Annotated in this window: 17 protein-coding genes and 1 tRNA gene; all 18 read right to left on the bottom strand. The window is 61.1% G+C overall.

The window, feature by feature from the left end; translation table 11 throughout:
- Nucleotides 1–2: 2 nt before the first annotated feature.
- The 18 genes from BLU39_RS16345 to fabG all read right to left on the bottom strand — a co-directional run bounded on the left by BLU39_RS16345 (nucleotide 3) and on the right by fabG (nucleotide 16,020).
- Nucleotides 3–78: transfer RNA gene (locus BLU39_RS16345), tRNA-Gly, on the bottom strand.
- A 209-nt stretch (nucleotides 79–287) separates the two neighbouring features.
- Complete coding sequence (gene pgsA, locus BLU39_RS16340; protein ID WP_034749601.1) at nucleotides 288–872, bottom strand: CDP-diacylglycerol--glycerol-3-phosphate 3-phosphatidyltransferase; 585 nt, start codon at nucleotides 870–872, stop codon at nucleotides 288–290.
- Between the two features lie 127 nt (nucleotides 873–999).
- Nucleotides 1,000–2,880, bottom strand: a complete 1,881-nt coding sequence (gene uvrC / locus BLU39_RS16335) for an excinuclease ABC subunit UvrC (protein ID WP_092714703.1) — start codon at nucleotides 2,878–2,880, stop codon at nucleotides 1,000–1,002.
- Nucleotides 2,881–2,904: 24 nt separating this feature from the next.
- A complete protein-coding gene (gene acpS / locus BLU39_RS16330) occupies nucleotides 2,905–3,300 on the bottom strand; it encodes a holo-ACP synthase (protein WP_092714701.1) in 396 nt (131 codons plus the stop codon).
- A gap of 19 nt (nucleotides 3,301–3,319) precedes the next feature.
- Complete coding sequence (pdxJ, locus tag BLU39_RS16325) at nucleotides 3,320–4,084, bottom strand: pyridoxine 5'-phosphate synthase (protein WP_092714699.1); 765 nt, start codon at nucleotides 4,082–4,084, stop codon at nucleotides 3,320–3,322.
- Nucleotides 4,085–4,114: 30 nt separating this feature from the next.
- Entirely contained in the window at nucleotides 4,115–4,957 is an 843-nt protein-coding gene (recO, locus tag BLU39_RS16320; RefSeq protein WP_092714697.1) for a DNA repair protein RecO, read from the bottom strand.
- Between the two features lie 28 nt (nucleotides 4,958–4,985).
- Nucleotides 4,986–5,888, bottom strand: a complete 903-nt coding sequence (gene era, locus BLU39_RS16315; RefSeq protein ID WP_046683972.1) for a GTPase Era — start codon at nucleotides 5,886–5,888, stop codon at nucleotides 4,986–4,988.
- Nucleotide 5,889: 1 nt separating this feature from the next.
- Nucleotides 5,890–6,705, bottom strand: a complete 816-nt coding sequence (gene rnc / locus BLU39_RS16310) for a ribonuclease III (protein WP_034749615.1) — start codon at nucleotides 6,703–6,705, stop codon at nucleotides 5,890–5,892.
- A gap of 74 nt (nucleotides 6,706–6,779) precedes the next feature.
- Nucleotides 6,780–7,697 carry a signal peptidase I gene (gene lepB, locus BLU39_RS16305; protein WP_092714695.1) on the bottom strand — a complete coding sequence of 306 codons (918 nt, stop codon included), beginning with the start codon at nucleotides 7,695–7,697 and terminating at the stop codon, nucleotides 6,780–6,782.
- A gap of 3 nt (nucleotides 7,698–7,700) precedes the next feature.
- On the bottom strand, nucleotides 7,701–9,491 hold the full coding sequence (gene lepA, locus BLU39_RS16300; RefSeq protein ID WP_034749621.1) for a translation elongation factor 4: 1,791 nt from the start codon (nucleotides 9,489–9,491) through the stop codon (nucleotides 7,701–7,703).
- A 303-nt stretch (nucleotides 9,492–9,794) separates the two neighbouring features.
- On the bottom strand, nucleotides 9,795–10,040 hold the full coding sequence (locus BLU39_RS16295) for a glutaredoxin family protein (protein WP_092714693.1): 246 nt from the start codon (nucleotides 10,038–10,040) through the stop codon (nucleotides 9,795–9,797).
- 54 nt (nucleotides 10,041–10,094) lie between these two features.
- Nucleotides 10,095–11,591, bottom strand: coding sequence for a DegQ family serine endoprotease (locus tag BLU39_RS16290; RefSeq protein WP_092714691.1), 1,497 nt, complete (start codon nucleotides 11,589–11,591; stop codon nucleotides 10,095–10,097).
- Nucleotides 11,592–11,822: 231 nt separating this feature from the next.
- A complete protein-coding gene (locus BLU39_RS16285) occupies nucleotides 11,823–12,146 on the bottom strand; it encodes a sigma-E factor negative regulatory protein (RefSeq protein WP_092714689.1) in 324 nt (107 codons plus the stop codon).
- 72 nt (nucleotides 12,147–12,218) lie between these two features.
- A complete protein-coding gene (rpoE, locus tag BLU39_RS16280; RefSeq protein ID WP_035820241.1) occupies nucleotides 12,219–12,842 on the bottom strand; it encodes an RNA polymerase sigma factor RpoE in 624 nt (207 codons plus the stop codon).
- Nucleotides 12,843–12,908: 66 nt separating this feature from the next.
- Nucleotides 12,909–13,457 (bottom strand): hypothetical protein, encoded by a 549-nt coding sequence (locus BLU39_RS16275; protein WP_139178314.1) that lies wholly within the window; start codon nucleotides 13,455–13,457, stop codon nucleotides 12,909–12,911.
- 121 nt (nucleotides 13,458–13,578) lie between these two features.
- Nucleotides 13,579–14,829, bottom strand: coding sequence for a beta-ketoacyl-ACP synthase II (gene fabF, locus BLU39_RS16270; protein ID WP_092714685.1), 1,251 nt, complete (start codon nucleotides 14,827–14,829; stop codon nucleotides 13,579–13,581).
- A gap of 29 nt (nucleotides 14,830–14,858) precedes the next feature.
- Nucleotides 14,859–15,098: an acyl carrier protein gene (gene acpP / locus BLU39_RS16265; protein ID WP_008449912.1), complete on the bottom strand. Its 240-nt coding sequence runs from the start codon at nucleotides 15,096–15,098 to the stop codon at nucleotides 14,859–14,861.
- Nucleotides 15,099–15,276: 178 nt separating this feature from the next.
- On the bottom strand, nucleotides 15,277–16,020 hold the full coding sequence (gene fabG, locus BLU39_RS16260; protein ID WP_034749638.1) for a 3-oxoacyl-ACP reductase FabG: 744 nt from the start codon (nucleotides 16,018–16,020) through the stop codon (nucleotides 15,277–15,279).
- Nucleotides 16,021–16,031: the final 11 nt, after the last annotated feature.

Raw genomic sequence — 16,031 nt, 5'->3', positions numbered from 1 at the left:
ACTGGAGCGGGAGAAGAGTCTCGAACTCTCGACCTCAACCTTGGCAAGGTTGCGCTCTACCAACTGAGCTACTCCCGCGTCATCAACAACAGGCCAGCATTATAGAGGGATTACAGGGGCTGTCAACGGGCAATATCTGGTCTTTTGCAAAATATTTGGGGTCAGACGAGGACGCCGAGTCCCGTCGAGTCTGACCCCGGTCTTTGCTCAAGGGTTGTATACGGCGCTGAAATAGCCCAACCCAAAGGCAAAAATGCTGGGGTCGCACCCGAAGGGTACGACCCCTTTCAATGAAGATTGCCGGCCTTTTCCTTGATGAGCGGCCACGCCAGACGCAGGTAATAGAACATCGACCACACGGTCAGCACGCAGGCGATCCACAGCAGCTTCTCGCCCCACACGTGGGTGTCGATCGCGCCAAAGATCACTTCGTGGTACAGCAGCAAGGGAATGGCCGTCATTTGCGCGGCCGTCTTGATCTTGCCGATCGAGCTGACGGCCACCGATTTCGAGGCGCCGATCTGCGCCATCCATTCACGCAGCGCGGAAATCGTGATTTCGCGGCCGATGATGATGAAGGCCAGCACGGCATTGACACGGTCCAGCTGCACCAGCACCAGCAAGGCGCCCGCCACCATCAGCTTGTCGGCGACCGGATCGAGGAAGGCGCCGAAGGCCGACGTCTGGTTCCAGCGCCGCGCGAGGAAGCCGTCGAACCAGTCGGTCACGGCCGCAACGATGAAGACCAGGGTGGCGACCAGGTTCTGGTCGCCATGCAGCAGCATCGACGGCGGTAAATAAAACACGCCGACGACGAGCGGTATCAGGGCCACGCGCAGCCAGGTCAGAAGGATGGGAATATTAAAAGGCATAAGAGAGCAATCGGCCGACGGGTAAATTGAACATGAAGAAAGCGTGAAGAAAGCGCCACTAGTCTACATGGCCCCAAGGTATTAGCCTAGTCCGCTTGCCGCAGCGCCGGAGCAGGCCACTGATCCATCAATGTAATTGCTTGTAGATCTCTTCCGCCAGTTGCGTGGAAATGCCTTCCACCGACATCAGATCCTCGACGCTGGCGTCGACGACGCCGCGCAAGCCGCCAAAGCGCGACAGCAGTTTTTGCCTGCGCTTGGCGCCGATGCCTTCGATCTCTTCCAGGCGTGACGTCTGGCGCGTCTTGGCCCGCTTGGCGCGCATGCCGGTGATGGCAAAGCGGTGCGCCTCGTCGCGGATTTGCGCGATCAGCATCAGGGCCGCCGATTCCTTGCCCAGTTCCTGCGGCGCGCGGCCATCGACAAACAGCAGGGTTTCCAGGCCAACCTTGCGCCCTTCCCCCTTGGCCACGCCGACGATCAGGCTGATATCGAGTCCCAGCTCGGCAAACACCTGGCGCGCCATCTCGATCTGGCCCTTGCCGCCGTCGATCAAGACCACGTCGGGCATCACGCCGTCGCCATTCGCCACCTTTTCGTAGCGGCGCATCAGGACCTGGCGCATGGCCGCGTAATCGTCGCCGGGCGTGATGTCGTTGATGTTGTAGCGGCGGTATTCGCCGTTCTGCATGGCGTGGTGGTGGAACACGACGCACGACGCCTGCGTCGCCTCGCCCTGCGTATGGCTGATGTCGAAACACTCGACGCGCAGGCTGTCGAGGTCTTCCGTTTCCAGGCGCAGTGCCTCGGCCAGCGCGCGCGTGCGCGACTGCTGCGACCCCTGCTCCGACAACAAGCGCGCCAGCGAAATCTCGGCGCCCTTCTGTGCCAGTTCCAGCCACTGGCGGCGCTGTCCCTGCGGCTGGAAAATCAGGTTGATGCGGTGGCCGCACTGCTCCATCAGCGCCACCATCAAAGCCGGCTGGTCGAATTCGACATTCAGGATCAGGGTACCGGGGATGAATTTTTCCGTGTAGTGCTGGGCCAGGAAGGCGGCCAGCACTTCCACCTCGATGGCTTCCTCGGCAATCGCCGCTGCATCGCTGAGCTGGCTGGGGAAGTAGGCGCGGTCGCCCAGGTGGCGCCCGCCGCGCACCATGGCCAGGTTGACGCAGGCGCGCCCGCCCTGGACCAGCACGGCGATGATGTCGACATCGGCGTCGCCCGTCGTTTCCATGCTTTGCTGGTGCAGCACGCGCGACAGCGACGCGATCTGGTTGCGCACCACCACGGCCTGCTCGAATTTCAGCTCGGCGGCAAACGCATGCATCTTCTTTTCCAGGTCGGCCAGCACTTCGCTCTGGCGCCCGCGCAGGAAGCGCGCCGCGTTTTCCACGTCGTTTTTATAGTCTTCCTTGCTGATCAAGTCCACGCACGGCGCGCTGCAGCGGCCGATCTGGTGCAGCAGGCAGGGCCGCGTGCGGTTCGCAAACACGCTGTCCTCGCAGGTGCGGATGAGGAACACCTTTTGCAGGATCTGCATCGATTCCTTGACGGCCCAGGAACTGGGGAACGGCCCGAAATACTGGTTTTTCTTGTCCACCGCGCCCCGGTAATACACCATGCGCGGCGCATCGCCATTCGTGATTTTCAAATACGGATACGACTTGTCGTCGCGGAACAGGATGTTGTAGCGCGGCTGCAGCGCCTTGATCAGATTGTTTTCCAGGATCAGCGCTTCCGCCTCGCTGTGCGTGACGGTCGTTTCCAGGCGCGCGATGCGCTCGACCATCATGGCGATGCGGGGACTGGCCAGGTTCTTCTGGAAATAGCTGGAGACGCGCTTTTTCAGGTCGCGCGCCTTGCCCACGTACAGCACCTTGTCGGCGGCATCGAAATAGCGGTACACGCCGGGCAGGTTCGGCAGCTTGGCGACGGTGGCCAGCACCTGCGCGCGCGGATCGGGCGGCGTTTCTGTGGAATTGAGGTCGGATATTGCTTCAGTCATTGCTGGCTCATTGCGCAATCATAGTTACACTGCTTGCTCCACGATCACGAACGCGACCGCATACTCTTCTTCATCGCTGATCGTCACTTGCGCGCTCAGGCGGTGTTTTTCCATGAATTCGGCCAGCACGCCGCTGCAGACGATCATCGGCTTGCCGCTCGGGTGGTTCAGCATCTGCGCGGCGGGCCACGTCATGGGCATGCGCAAGCCCAGGCCGATGGCCTTGGAAAACGCTTCTTTTGCCGCGAAGCGCGTGGCGAGGAAGCGCACGCCGCGCACGGCATTCTTGGCGCTGCGGGCGCGGAATTTTTCCAGCTCCTGCGGTCCCAGTATCTTTTTCGCGAAGCGCTCGCCATGGCGCGCCAGGGCCGCCTCGATGCGCGGGATCTTGCAGATATCGGTACCGATGCCGTAGATCATGCTGCCTCCTTGCTATCGCTTAATAGGCGCTGTGCCCGAGGCGCGTGGCCACCATGATGGCCTTCATTTCGCGCACGGCGTTTTCCCAGCCGACAAACACGGCATGCGCGACGATGGCGTGGCCAATATTCAGTTCCGCAATATCGGGAATGGCGGCAATCGCCTGCACATTGGTGTAATGCAAGCCGTGGCCCGCGTTAACCTTCAAGCCGCGGCCCACGCCGAACAGCACGCCCGCCTTGATGCGTTCCAGCTCCGCCAATTGCTCGGCGCCCTCGGTGTCCGCGTAGCGGCCCGTATGCAGCTCGATCACGGGCGCGCCGAGCTCGGCAGCGGCGGCGATCTGCTGCTCGTCCGCATCGATGAACAGGCTCACGCGGATGCCCTCGCCCTGCAATTGCTGCACGGCCGCCTGCACTTCCTTGAAGTAGCGCACCACGTCCAGCCCCCCTTCCGTCGTCACTTCCGTGCGTTTTTCCGGCACTAGGCAGACGTCCGCCGGCTTGATGCGGCAGGCGAAGTCGATCATTTCCTGCGTCACGGCCGCTTCCAGGTTCATGCGTGTAAGCAATTGCGGTGCGATGGCGATCACGTCCGCATCCTTGATGTGGCGGCGGTCTTCGCGCAAATGCAGGGTGATGGCGTCGGCGCCCGCCTGCTCGGCCAGCAAGGCCGCGCGGATCGGGTCCGGATACGCGGTGCCGCGCGCATTGCGCAAGGTGGCCACGTGGTCGATATTGACGCCCAGGTCGATGACGGGGCCGGAAGGCTGCAAAAAGCTCATATGATGGTGTCCGTAAAGTGCTGAAGTCTATTACAGCTGCATTAAATCGATCAGTATCTGGCGCGTGTTCAAGGTGGCGCCTCCCAGTTGATGGGCCAGCAAAAAGCGCATCAGCAGCTTGCTTTGCGCCTGCGTGGCCGCGTCAAGATAATCTTCGCGCTCCATGTCGAGCAGGGTCTTGCCCGTGATCCTGGGCCAGGCGTCGGCGGCGCGCGCCGGGCGCGGCCCCCGCTCCGGGTCGACCACATAGACCTGCCCCGCATCGACGGCCTGGCGCGTGCCCGTGCAGCGCGTCAGGTCGGCCGCCACGCCCGTTTCCTTGAGCAGGGCGCGTTCGAACTTGCGCAGCACGATGGGCGCCGGCTCATTGTGCGCCAGTTGATTCAAGGTGGCAACGTAGTGGTCGAACAGGACGGGATGCGGGTCGTCGCGCGCCAGCAATTTCACCAGCAATTCGTTCAGATAAAAGCCGCACAGCAAGGCGGTCTTTTCCAGCGGCAGCATGCCGCCCACCCACTCGGCGCCCGTCAGGATGCGCAATTCGGATTTGCCCGTCCAGCCGGCCTGCAGGGGCTGGAAGGTCTGCAGCACGCCGCGCAACTGCGAATGGGGACGCTTGGCGCCCTTGGCGACGAGCGCGATGCGGCCGTACTCGCGCGTAAACACGTCGACGATGAGGCTGGTTTCTTTATGCGGATAGCTGTGCAGCACGAACGCGGGCTGGCCCGTGACCTTGCCGTCGCGCGCGGGCGGACGGCTGCGCCGGGGCGCGGCGGATGCGGCAGTTGCGGCCGGCGGCGCAATGGCCGCCGGCGCAGGGACAACGATGGAGGCTGGCGCAGGATCGTGCAGCGCTGGCGTGGTGGTGCTCATGCGTGTGGCGTCGCCCCCGGGTTGCGGATTACTCGTAGCCGTAGGCGCGCAAGCCCGCCTCGTTGTCGGCCCAGCCCGACTTGACCTTGACCCAGATTTCCAGGTACACGGGGCCGCCGAACAGCTTTTCCATATCCAGGCGGGCCTGGGTGGACACTTCCTTCAGGCGCGCGCCCTTGTTGCCGATGATCATGGACTTGTGCGTATCGCGCTCGACGAGGATGGCGGCGAACACGCGGCGCAGATCGCCTTCCTGCTCGAATTTCTCGATCAGCACGGTGCTCGTGTACGGCAGTTCGTCGCCGACAAAGCGGAACAGTTTTTCGCGCACGATTTCCGAGGCGAGGAATTTTTCGCTGCGGTCCGTGATGTCGTCCGGGCCGAAGATCGGCTGGTTTTCCGGCAGGAAGCGCTTGATTTCGTTCTGCAAGCCTTCCAGCTGGAAATGCAGCTTGGCGGAGACAGGCACGATGGCGGCGAAGTCGCGCATGGCGGCAACCTTTTGCGCGAACGGCAGCAGCACGGCCTTGTCTTTCACGCGGTCCGATTTATTGATGACGAGGATGCACGGCACTTCCTTCGGCAGCAGGTCCATCACTTGCTGGTCGGCCGGGCCAAACGTCCCCGCCTCGATCACATACAAAATCACGTCCGAGGAAATCAGGGTGTTGGTGACGGTCTTGTTCAGCGTCTTGTTCAGCGCGTTCGAGTGGCGCGTCTGGAAGCCAGGCGTGTCGACGTAGATGAACTGCGCGTCCGGCACCGTCTGGATGCCCGTGATGCGGTGGCGCGTCGTTTGCGCCTTGCGCGAAGTGATGCTGACCTTCGCGCCGATCAGCACGTTCATCAGGGTCGATTTGCCCACGTTGGGGCGGCCCACGATGGCGATATAGCCGCAGCGGAAGTTGTCGGGCATTTTGGTGGCTGTCATGCTAGTGTCGATTCTGTTTAGTGTGAGCGGCGATCGCCGGGGCTGCAGGAGCTTGCGCGTCGTCGCTCTGGATGGTGGCAATGCCGGCCAGCTTGAGCTGGGCGGCGCGCGGTTTGGGCTTGCGGCTGGCGGCAGGCGACTTCAGCAGCGCCTGCTCGGCCACGTCCAGCGCCAGTTTGGCGGCGGCTTGCTCACCGGCGCGGCGGCTTCCGCCACGGCCGTAGACCTGGATGTTCAATTTCGGCACCAGGCATTCGATCTCGAATTCCTGGCTGTGGGCGGCGCCGTGGGTGGCCACCACGTTGTACTGTGGCAGCGAAATTTTCTTGCTTTGCAAAAACTCCTGCAGCAGGGTCTTGGCATCCTTGCCCAGGGTTTGCGGATCGACCGAATCAAGGATGGGGATGTAGAAAGCGCGGATCACCGTGCTGGCCGCATCGAAACCCGTATCGAGGAAGATGGCGCCGAGCAAGGCTTCGAGAGTATCGGCGAGAATCGAAGGACGGCGGAAACCGCCCGATTTCAGTTCGCCTTCGCCCAGGCGCAAGAATTGCGACAATTCCAGCTTCTGCGCGATTTCATACAGCGACTGCTGCTTGACCAGATTGGCGCGCAGGCGCGACAGATCGCCCTCGTCGATGGACTTGAAACGTTCGTACAGGATGGAGGCGACCACGCAGTTGAGGATGGAGTCGCCGAGGAATTCCAGCCGCTCGTTATGCAAACTGCTGTGGCTACGATGCGTCAAGGCTTGCTGCAACAGGCCAGCATCCTGGAACGTATAGCCTAAACGGGTTTGCAATAGCTGAAGATTCATTGTTGTTTCTGTGTCATCTGAGTAATTCGGCTGGCCGCCGCGCGGGGAATCGGCGCGACAGCCATGCGGGCGGCTTAGTGTATGCCACCCACTCTTTTCGGATTGCTGAAGTTCATCCACACGAGGAAAGCCTTGCCGACGATGTTCTCGTTCGGCACGAAGCCCCAGTAGCGGCTGTCCGCGCTATTGTCGCGGTTGTCACCCATCATGAAGTAGTTGCCTGCCGGTACCACGCACGTGAAGCCGTCTTCGTTGTAGTCGCAAGCCTCCTTGTGCGGAAAATCCTTCACTTCGCGCAAGTTCAACGTAGGAGCCGGCTCGTCGTTGAGGATGCGGTGGCTGACGCCCGTCAGGTTTTCTTCCAGCTGCTTGTGGTACACGGTGCTTTCGTCGTCCAGGTAGTCGTCCAGCGGCGTGTACGCCACTTCCTTGCCGTTCACCGTCAAGCGCTTGTTTTCATAGGTGATTTTATCACCGGGTACGCCGATCACGCGCTTGATATAGTCTTGCGACATGTCTTTCGGATACTTGAACACCATCACGTCGCCGCGCTGCGGATCGTTGACTTCAATGATGCGCTTGTTGACGATGGGCAGACGGATGCCATAGGTGAACTTGTTCACCAGGATCAGATCGCCCACCAGCAAGGTCGGCACCATCGAGCTCGACGGGATCTTGAACGGCTCGTACAAAAACGAGCGCAGGCAGAACACGAGCGCGATGACGGGGAAGAAGCTGCCCGAGTACTCGACCCAGGTCGGCTGGCGCAACAGGGCCGCCTCGATGCTGGCGCGGCTGCCGCCCGCATCGGACTTGATGCCCTCGGCGGCCAGCTTGGACTGGCGCGCATCGAACTCGGCCAGGGCACGGTCGGCCGCCTTGCGGCGCTGCTTGGACAGATAAAACACGTCCAGGCACCAGACCAGGCCCGTCAACACCATCAGCACGAACAGGATTAAAGCGAAATTTCCTAAAATCACTTGCAGGTTCATTGATTAACCATCCACTTGTAAAATTGCCAGGAATGCTTCTTGCGGGATCTCCACGGAACCCACTTGCTTCATGCGTTTCTTGCCCGCTTTTTGTTTTTCCAGCAATTTTTTCTTGCGGCTGATGTCGCCGCCATAGCACTTGGCCAAGACGTTCTTGCGCAAGGCTTTCACGTTCTCGCGCGAAATGATGTTCGCGCCGATGGTCGCTTGAATCGCCACGTCGAACATCTGGCGCGGGATCAGTTCACGCATCTTGGCGGCCACCTGGCGGCCACGGTACTGGCTGTTCGAACGGTGGACGATGATGGCCAGCGCATCGACTTTTTCGCTGTTGATCAGCATGTCGACCTTGACCACGTCGGCCGCGCGGTATTCCTTGAACTCGTAATCCATCGAGGCATAGCCGCGCGACGTCGATTTCAGGCGGTCGAAGAAGTCCAGCACGATCTCGGCCATCGGCATTTCATACACGAGCTTGACCTGGCGGCCGTGGTAGCTCATGTCCATCTGGATGCCGCGCTTGCCGATACACAAGGTGATCACGGAGCCCACGTATTCCTGCGGCATGTACAGATTGACCGTCACGATAGGCTCGCGCACTTCCTCGATGCGCGACGGATCGGGCATCTTCGATGGATTGTCGACGTTGATCATGGTGCCGTCGCGCTGGATCACTTCATACACGACGGTTGGCGCCGTGGTGATCAGGTCCATGTCGAATTCGCGCTCGAGGCGCTCCTGCACGATTTCCATGTGCAGCAAGCCCAGGAAGCCGCAGCGGAAGCCGAAGCCCAGCGCCTGCGACACTTCCGGCTCGTACATCAGGGCCGCGTCGTTCAGTTTCAGCTTTTCCAGCGAGTCGCGCAGCGCGTCGTACTGGTTCGCTTCCACGGGGAACAGGCCGGCGAACACTTGCGGCTGCACTTCCTTGAAGCCAGGCAATGGCGCGGCGGCGGGACGGTTGGCCAGGGTGACGGTGTCGCCCACTTTCGCCGCCTTCAATTCCTTGATGCCGGCGATGATGAAGCCCACCTGGCCTGCCGACAATTGCGGCAAGGATTGCGAACGGGGCGAGAACACGCCGATGTCTTCCACCAGTTGCACCGAATCGGTGGCCATCAGGCGAATCTTGTCTTTCGGTTTCAGGGTGCCGTTGATGACGCGCACCAGCATGACCACGCCCACATAGGCGTCATACCAGGAGTCGACGATCAGCGCCTGCAGCGGCGCATCGGGGTCGCCCTTCGGTGGCGGCACCTTGACGATCAGTTGTTCGAGCACGTCGAGCACGCCGAAGCCCGTCTTGGCCGAGCAATGCACGGCATCGCCGGCGTCGATGCCGATCACGTCTTCGATCTCGGCAATCGCGCTCGGCGGGTCCGCGTTCGGCAAGTCGATCTTGTTCAGGACGGGCACCACTTCCACGCCCAGGTCCAGCGCCGTGTAGCAGTTGGCGACCGTTTGCGCTTCCACGCCTTGCGACGCGTCCACGACCAGCAGCGCGCCTTCGCACGCCGACAGCGAGCGCGACACTTCATAGCTGAAGTCGACGTGGCCCGGCGTATCGATCAGGTTCAGGTTGTAGATCTGGCCATCGCGGGCCTTGTAGTGCAGGGCCGCCGTTTGCGCCTTGATGGTAATGCCGCGCTCGCGCTCCAGATCCATCGAATCGAGCACCTGCGCCTCCATCTCGCGGTCGGACAAGCCGCCGCACAATTGAATGATGCGGTCAGCCAAGGTCGATTTACCGTGGTCAATATGGGCGATGATGGAGAAATTGCGTATGTTGTTCATTAACTAATATATGTGCGAGTGACGACACTGCTTAACAGGAATCAAGGGGATCATGCCCGGGCCAAACCCGGCGCCCCGCTCATGATAAAAAAAGCGCTCCGAGCAGGACATCTGCATGCCCAGGCGAGCGCTTTTGAAGCGACAGAAGCTGCTGCCTCGGACAGTAGCTTTTTCGACCTCCCCATTTTACCGGATTTCAGAGTAGAAAGCCCGTCTTATGAGGCCAGCACCGGGGCAAGCCGACATTTTCCGCTGTTTTCGGCACCAGAATGGTGCAATGCAGTGTCAATATTGACAATCAAGCTACAGCAGGCAGCGCCGCACGGCCGCCTCGTCGAGAAAATAATGGCATAGCTCGGGCTGCGCCAGGTCGCCGAACAGCACCGGCACGAGCTCGTCAAAACGCGCCAGCAGCGAGGCGTCGGGCGACGCGTCGATGTCGACCACGTCCACCGTAAACGGTTTTCCGGGCGGCTGCAGCAGGAGCAAGGCGTCGAGCATGTCCTGGCAAAGGTGGCAATAACTGCGGGAATAGAGGGTGAAGTGCATGGCGGGCAGGATACCGCATCCCGGCCGCAGCCGGAGTGCGGGATGATCACATGGTTACTTCGCCGACGGGCGCAGCGACACGAATTGCGCCGTATCGCCACGACGCACCAGCACGGCCGACGTCTTCTTCGGGTCGAGCTTGGCGACCAGGGCATTGAACTGTTTAGCATCTTTCACGGCAACGTTATTCAGTTGCAAGATCACATCGCCAGGCTGCAGGCCGGCCAGGGCCGCCACGCCATCGGCATCGTCGACCAGCACACCCGCGTCGATCTTCAGTTCCTGTTTCTTCGCGGCCGGCACGTCGCTGACCTTCAGCCCCAGAGCATTGACGGCTTGCGCTTCCGGCTCCTTGACACCCTTCTTCGCCGTTTTTTCGCTTTCCAGCTCGACGACGGTGACGGGGATGTCCTGCTGCGCACCCTTGCGCCAAACGGTCAGCGTGGACTTGCCGTTGACGGCGGCGCCACCCACCAGGCGCGGCAGGTCGGAGGAACGCTCGATCTGGGCACCGTTGAATTTCAGGATGATGTCGCCCGGCTTGATGCCCGCCTTGTCGGCCGGACCGCCCGGCTCCACCATCGACACTTGCGCGCCCTTGGCGTTCGGCAAGCCCAGCGACTCCGCCACGTCCTTGCTCACTTCGCCGATCTGCACGCCGATGCGCCCGCGCACGACCTTGCCCGTCTTTTTCAGCTGCTCGCCCACGCGCATGGCTTCATCGATGGGCACGGCAAACGAGATACCGTTGTAGGCGCCGGACAGGGTGGCGATCTGCGAGTTGATGCCGATCACTTCACCGCGCATATTGATCAGCGGACCACCCGAGTTGCCGGGGTTGACGGCCACGTCGCTCTGGATCAGGGGCAGGTAATCACCCGTGTCGCGTGACTTGGCGGAAATGATGCCGGCCGTTACCGTGTTTTCCAGGTTGAACGGCGAGCCGATGGCGATGACCCACTCGCCCACGCGTATCTTGTTCGAGTCGCCGATGGTCAGGCGCGGCAGGTTGCCGCCCTCGATTTTCAGCAGGGCCACGTCGGTGCGCGCATCGGCGCCGATCACCTTGGCCTTGAATTCGCGCTTGTCCGTGAGGGTTACGTAGACTTCATCGGCGCCATCGACCACGTGGGCATTGCTCAGCACATAGCCATCGGCCGAGATGATGAAGCCGGAACCGACACCGCGCTGCACTTCCTGCTCTTGCGGCACGGCGCGGCGACCACCGCGTGGCGCCTGCTGGCGCGGCGTCGGCATGGCGCCGCCAAAGAAGCGGCGCAGGAATTCCTGCATTTCCTGCTCATCCTGGCCGCCCATGCCGGGGCCGTTCATCTTCAGGCGCTCGGTGGTGCGGATATTTACGACGGCCGGGCCGACGGCGTCGACCAGGTCCGAGAAATCAGGCAGTTTTACGGCAGGCACGGCGGCCTGCGCCTGTGGCGCCAGGCCCAGCATGGTGGGAGCAAGGAAGACGCCAGCCGTACCGAACAATAAGGCGGAAAGCGTCTTCACTGAAAACGACTTGCTGGCGGCACACATGTTTTTTTTCATGGAAAGTATCTTTTCGAATATGTAAACGGATCAAAACGGATCAGGCGATTGCCTGCGTGCATGATTGGCCGTCACGACGGAACCCCGAGGGCAAACACACCCCGCAGCGCGCATGGCAGCAACAATATATCGCAAAAGCAAGATATTGCCTGTTCACAGTGTCAATCGTACCGAAGTCCAGTGTCAAGAGGGCGACGGGAACGTTAAGCCTGGCATAAGATGGAAAATGCGTCAGCGCTGCGCCAGCGGCCCCGCCTCCAGCGGCTCGGCAGTGCCCGGCGGCACGAGGGCGGCGGACAGGGGCAGCAGCGGCTCGGCATGGGCAGCCGCCGCCTCGGCGGCCAGGCGGCTGGCCAGCCCCGCATGGAACCGGGCGCTCAGTGGATGACCGCACTGCTCCGAACGCAGCACGTCGCCGATATGGCGATAGGCCTCCCATACTTGCCGCCCCTCATCCGTGTCGAGGGCGGCAAAAGCCAGTTCGAGTTCGCTCGCCGCCAGCTCGCCATCGGCCAGGGCGGAAATAGTCTCGTGCAATCGTGTATGCGTATCCATGATGGGTCCTGCCATTTCAAGAAGATCGGTGCGGAAACCGGACGCAGCCATGCCAACCTCATACTCCCCAGATTACCAACGCTTGTCAATTGGCATGTCCAGCAACGGTTTCAATTTCTCCGCAATCACTTCGCGCGCGCGAAATATCCTGCTGCGCACGGTGCCGATGGGGCACGCCATGATCTCCGATATTTCTTCATAGCTCAGGCCCTCGATTTCGCGCAGGACGATGGCCGTGCGCAATTCGATGGGCAGCACATCCATTGCCGCATTGACGGTAGCCGCAATCTGCTTGCTGGCCAGCACCGATTCGGGTGTATTGTTGTCGCGCAATTTATTGCCATCATCGAAGGATTCCGCCTGCTCGGCGTCGGCATCGCTGGACGTGGCAGCGCGCCTCCCTTGCGTAACGAGATAATTCTTGGCCGTATTGATGCCGATGCGATACAGCCAGGTATAAAACGCGGCCTCGCCGCGAAAATGGCGCAGCGCCCGGTACGCCTTGATAAAGGTTTCCTGCACCACATCTTCGGCCTCCGCCGGGTCATGCACAAGGCGCGACACAAGACGCATCAAGCGACGCTGGTATTTCGATACCAGCACATCGAATGCCCGTTTGTCGCCAGCCTGCACCCGCTCGACCAGCAACTGATCATACTCGCGCTCTGTCCTCACGCCCAATGTCCCTGTAGTCATGCAGCGTGGGCGCCTGTATGGATATAGAGTTGGCCCGCTGCAAGAAGTTCAGTGTTCACCCCACATTTATTCTTCCCCACCGCGCGCTGCGATGGCCCGGCACGCCACGGCCAGCGGGCGGAAGGCGGCGCAGCTGCCTCCGCGTTGCACCAGTACCTCCGTGCGCCGCCCTGCGGCATCGGCCAGGCACAGCACCAGCAGTGACGGCCACAGGGTCGAGCCCGGCAACAGGCGCAGGCCCGGCACTGCCGGAGACACCGCCACAGCCGGCTCCGGCATCTCGCTGGCATCCATTTCCGGCGCCCCGCCATGCTCCAGATATACCGCCAGCCGCAACTGGCCAACCGGCGAAATATCAAGCGTCTGCGGCTTTCTGCGCCTGCGCGGCAAAGCCAGCAAAAACACGCCGCCAGCCGCACTCAGCAGCGCGCCACTCCAGCCCAGCGCATACCCGCCCACCAGGTGGCCGGGGCCGGCACCGGCGTCGGACAGGCCCGCAACGGGCCACGTGCCGCTCAAGGGCCAGGCGGCCAGCAAGGCGCACGATCCCAGCACCGCTTGCAACAGACGCAAACAGACAGGCGTGCGGATGACAGCCGCTACTGCGATTGACATACTTCATGGGAAAAAAAAGGCGCGCCGGCAACATGCCGGGCAAATTCAGGCGCCAACGAACGTTGGCGCCGAATCAGCGCTCACTACGGTTTGACCGTAGCGAGCGCTTGAAAGTTCCTGCTTATTTCGCTTTACCGAAAATCAGCGTGCCATTCGTTCCGCCGAAGCCGAACGAATTCTTCACTGCATAATCGATCTTCATATCCCGCGCCGTGTTGGCACAGAAATCGAGATCGCAAGCCGGATCCTGGTTGAAGATGTTGATGGTCGGTGGCGACACCTGATGGTGCAATGCCAGGACCGTAAACACCGCTTCCAGACCGCCCGCGCCGCCCAGCAAATGGCCCGTCATCGACTTGGTCGAGTTGACAACCAGATTCTTGGCGTGCTCGCCGAAGGTGCGTTTGATGCCCATCACTTCCGCCACGTCGCCTTGCGGGGTCGACGTGCCGTGCGCGTTCAGGTACTGAATCTGATCCGCGTTCAAGCCTGCGTTATCGAGGGCCGCGATCACCGATTTGCTGCCGCCGCTACCATCTTCCAGCGGCGAGGTCATGTGATAAGCATCTGCGCTCATCCCGAAACCATGCACTTCGGCATAGATCTTGGCACCACGGGCCACCGCGTGCTCGTACTCTTCCAGCACCATGACGCCAGCGCCCTCGCCCAGCACGAAGCCGTCGCGGTCGGTATCCCACGGACGCGATGCCGTTGCCGGATCGTCGTTGCGGGTCGACAAGGCGCGTGCCGAGGCGAAACCGCCCAGGCCCAGCGGCGACACGGTCGATTCAGCACCGCCGGCGATCATGACGTCGGCATCGCCGTACTCGATCATGCGCGCTGCGGCACCGATGCTGTGCAAACCGGTGGTACACGCAGTAACGATCGCCAGGTTCGGGCCCTTCAGACCATATTTGATCGAAAGGTTGCCAGAAATCATGTTAATGATCGAGGCAGGCACGAAAAATGGCGAGATACGGCGCGGACCGCGCTTTTCGTACTCGGACTTGGTTTCCTCGATCAGCGGCAAGCCGCCGATACCGGAACCGATGATCACGCCGATGCGCTCGGCGTTTTCTTCGGTCACTTCCAGGCCGGAGTCCTGCATCGCCTGGATGCCCGCAGCCATGCCGTAATGGATAAAGGTATCCATGTGGCGGGCTTCCTTACCGGAGATGTATTCTTCGATATTGAAGCCTTTGACTTCACCAGCAAAATGCGTGGTGAATGGCTGTGCATCAAACTTGGTAATCGTGGCAATGCCGGATTTACCTTCAATGATTGCGCCCCACGCCTCGGCAATAGTATTGCCGACAGGTGAAACGCAGCCCAGGCCGGTGACAACAACACGACGGTTTTTAGAACGGCTCAAGCGATTCTCCTGAAGTCGGTCAGACAGGCTTAGGCCTTGACGTGTGCGGTGGCGTAGTCGATCGCCTGTTGCACGGTGGTGATTTTTTCAGCTTGTTCGTCAGGGATTTCCATTTCGAATTCGTCTTCCAGGGCCATGACCAGTTCCACGGTGTCCAGGGAATCGGCGCCGAGATCGTCGACGAAGGAGGATTCGATTTTGATGTCTGCTTCTGCAACGCCCAGTTGCTCAGCGACGATTTTCTTAACGCGTTGTTCGATATCCGACATGTTATGGCTCCAAAGTGTGTGTTACGGAAAGTGCGCGCATTTTATCAGGTTTGCGCGTCCGAATACTAATTTCGGTGTCTGCTGCTAATTCGACCGAAGCTGCTGCTAAAAGATGCGATTATAGACAAAAACGGTCGTTGAATCATGCCACAAACGCCCGCCCCGCCTATCTTTCACATCAATTCATGTACATTCCGCCATTCACGTGCAGGGTCGTGCCCGTGATATAGGCCGCTTGCGGCGAGGCCAGAAAGGCTACCGCTGCCGCCACGTCTTCCGGCTTGCCCAGGCGTGACAGGGGAATTTGCGTCAACAGGGCCGCGTGCTGCTCTTCGCTCAGGGCCTTGGTCATGTCGGTATCGATGAAGCCCGGCGCGATGCAGTTCACGGTAATGTTGCGGCTGCCGATTTCGCGCGCCAGGGCGCGGCTCATGCCTTCCACGCCGGCCTTGGCCGCCGCGTAGTTCATTTGCCCCGGATTGCCCGACGACGCCACGACCGACGTGATATTAATGATACGCCCAGTTTTGGCTTTCATCATGCCGCGCAGTACGGCGCGCGACAGGCGGCCGACGGCCGACAGGTTGGTGGAAATGACGCTGTCCCACTCTTCATCCTTCATGCGCATGGCCAACTGGTCTTGCGTGATGCCCGCATTGTTGACGAGGATGGACAGGCTGCCGTAGGTTTTCTGCACTTCATCGACGACGGCGGCGCAGCGCGCCGCATCGGTCACGTTCAGGACCAGGCCCTTGCCCGTGACGCCTTCGGCGGCCAGGTAATCGGTGATCGCTTGCGCGCCGCTTTCCGAGGTGGCGGTGCCGACCACGGTCGCGCCCTGTTTGCCCAGTTCGGTGGCGATGGCGCGGCCGATGCCGCGCGAGGCGCCCGTGACCAGCACGACTTGATTTGCTAAATTCATGAGTATCCTTA

Source organism: Janthinobacterium sp. OK676, from assembly GCF_900103595.1.
In the GTDB taxonomy this organism is placed as follows: domain Bacteria; phylum Pseudomonadota; class Gammaproteobacteria; order Burkholderiales; family Burkholderiaceae_D; genus Janthinobacterium.
Note: the sequence above shows the minus strand (reverse complement) of the source record. Positions and strands in the feature narration are given on the sequence as shown.

Coding starts and splice junctions, on each gene's coding strand:
- fabG (WP_034749638.1), bottom strand. CDS start 16,020: ATGAATTTAGCAAATCAAGTCGTGCTGGTCACGGGCGCCTCGCGCGGC.
- pdxJ (WP_092714699.1), bottom strand. CDS start 4,084: ATGAGCTTTTTGCAGCCTTCCGGCCCCGTCATCGACCTGGGCGTCAAT.
- BLU39_RS16275 (WP_139178314.1), bottom strand. CDS start 13,457: ATGTCAATCGCAGTAGCGGCTGTCATCCGCACGCCTGTCTGTTTGCGT.
- pgsA (WP_034749601.1), bottom strand. CDS start 872: ATGCCTTTTAATATTCCCATCCTTCTGACCTGGCTGCGCGTGGCCCTG.
- acpP (WP_008449912.1), bottom strand. CDS start 15,098: ATGTCGGATATCGAACAACGCGTTAAGAAAATCGTCGCTGAGCAACTG.
- BLU39_RS16290 (WP_092714691.1), bottom strand. CDS start 11,591: ATGAAAAAAAACATGTGTGCCGCCAGCAAGTCGTTTTCAGTGAAGACG.
- lepB (WP_092714695.1), bottom strand. CDS start 7,697: ATGAACCTGCAAGTGATTTTAGGAAATTTCGCTTTAATCCTGTTCGTG.
- BLU39_RS16295 (WP_092714693.1), bottom strand. CDS start 10,040: ATGCACTTCACCCTCTATTCCCGCAGTTATTGCCACCTTTGCCAGGAC.
- uvrC (WP_092714703.1), bottom strand. CDS start 2,880: ATGACTGAAGCAATATCCGACCTCAATTCCACAGAAACGCCGCCCGAT.
- lepA (WP_034749621.1), bottom strand. CDS start 9,491: ATGAACAACATACGCAATTTCTCCATCATCGCCCATATTGACCACGGT.
- rpoE (WP_035820241.1), bottom strand. CDS start 12,842: ATGACTACAGGGACATTGGGCGTGAGGACAGAGCGCGAGTATGATCAG.
- acpS (WP_092714701.1), bottom strand. CDS start 3,300: ATGATCTACGGCATCGGTACCGATATCTGCAAGATCCCGCGCATCGAG.
- BLU39_RS16285 (WP_092714689.1), bottom strand. CDS start 12,146: ATGGATACGCATACACGATTGCACGAGACTATTTCCGCCCTGGCCGAT.
- rnc (WP_034749615.1), bottom strand. CDS start 6,705: ATGAATCTTCAGCTATTGCAAACCCGTTTAGGCTATACGTTCCAGGAT.
- era (WP_046683972.1), bottom strand. CDS start 5,888: ATGACAGCCACCAAAATGCCCGACAACTTCCGCTGCGGCTATATCGCC.
- recO (WP_092714697.1), bottom strand. CDS start 4,957: ATGAGCACCACCACGCCAGCGCTGCACGATCCTGCGCCAGCCTCCATC.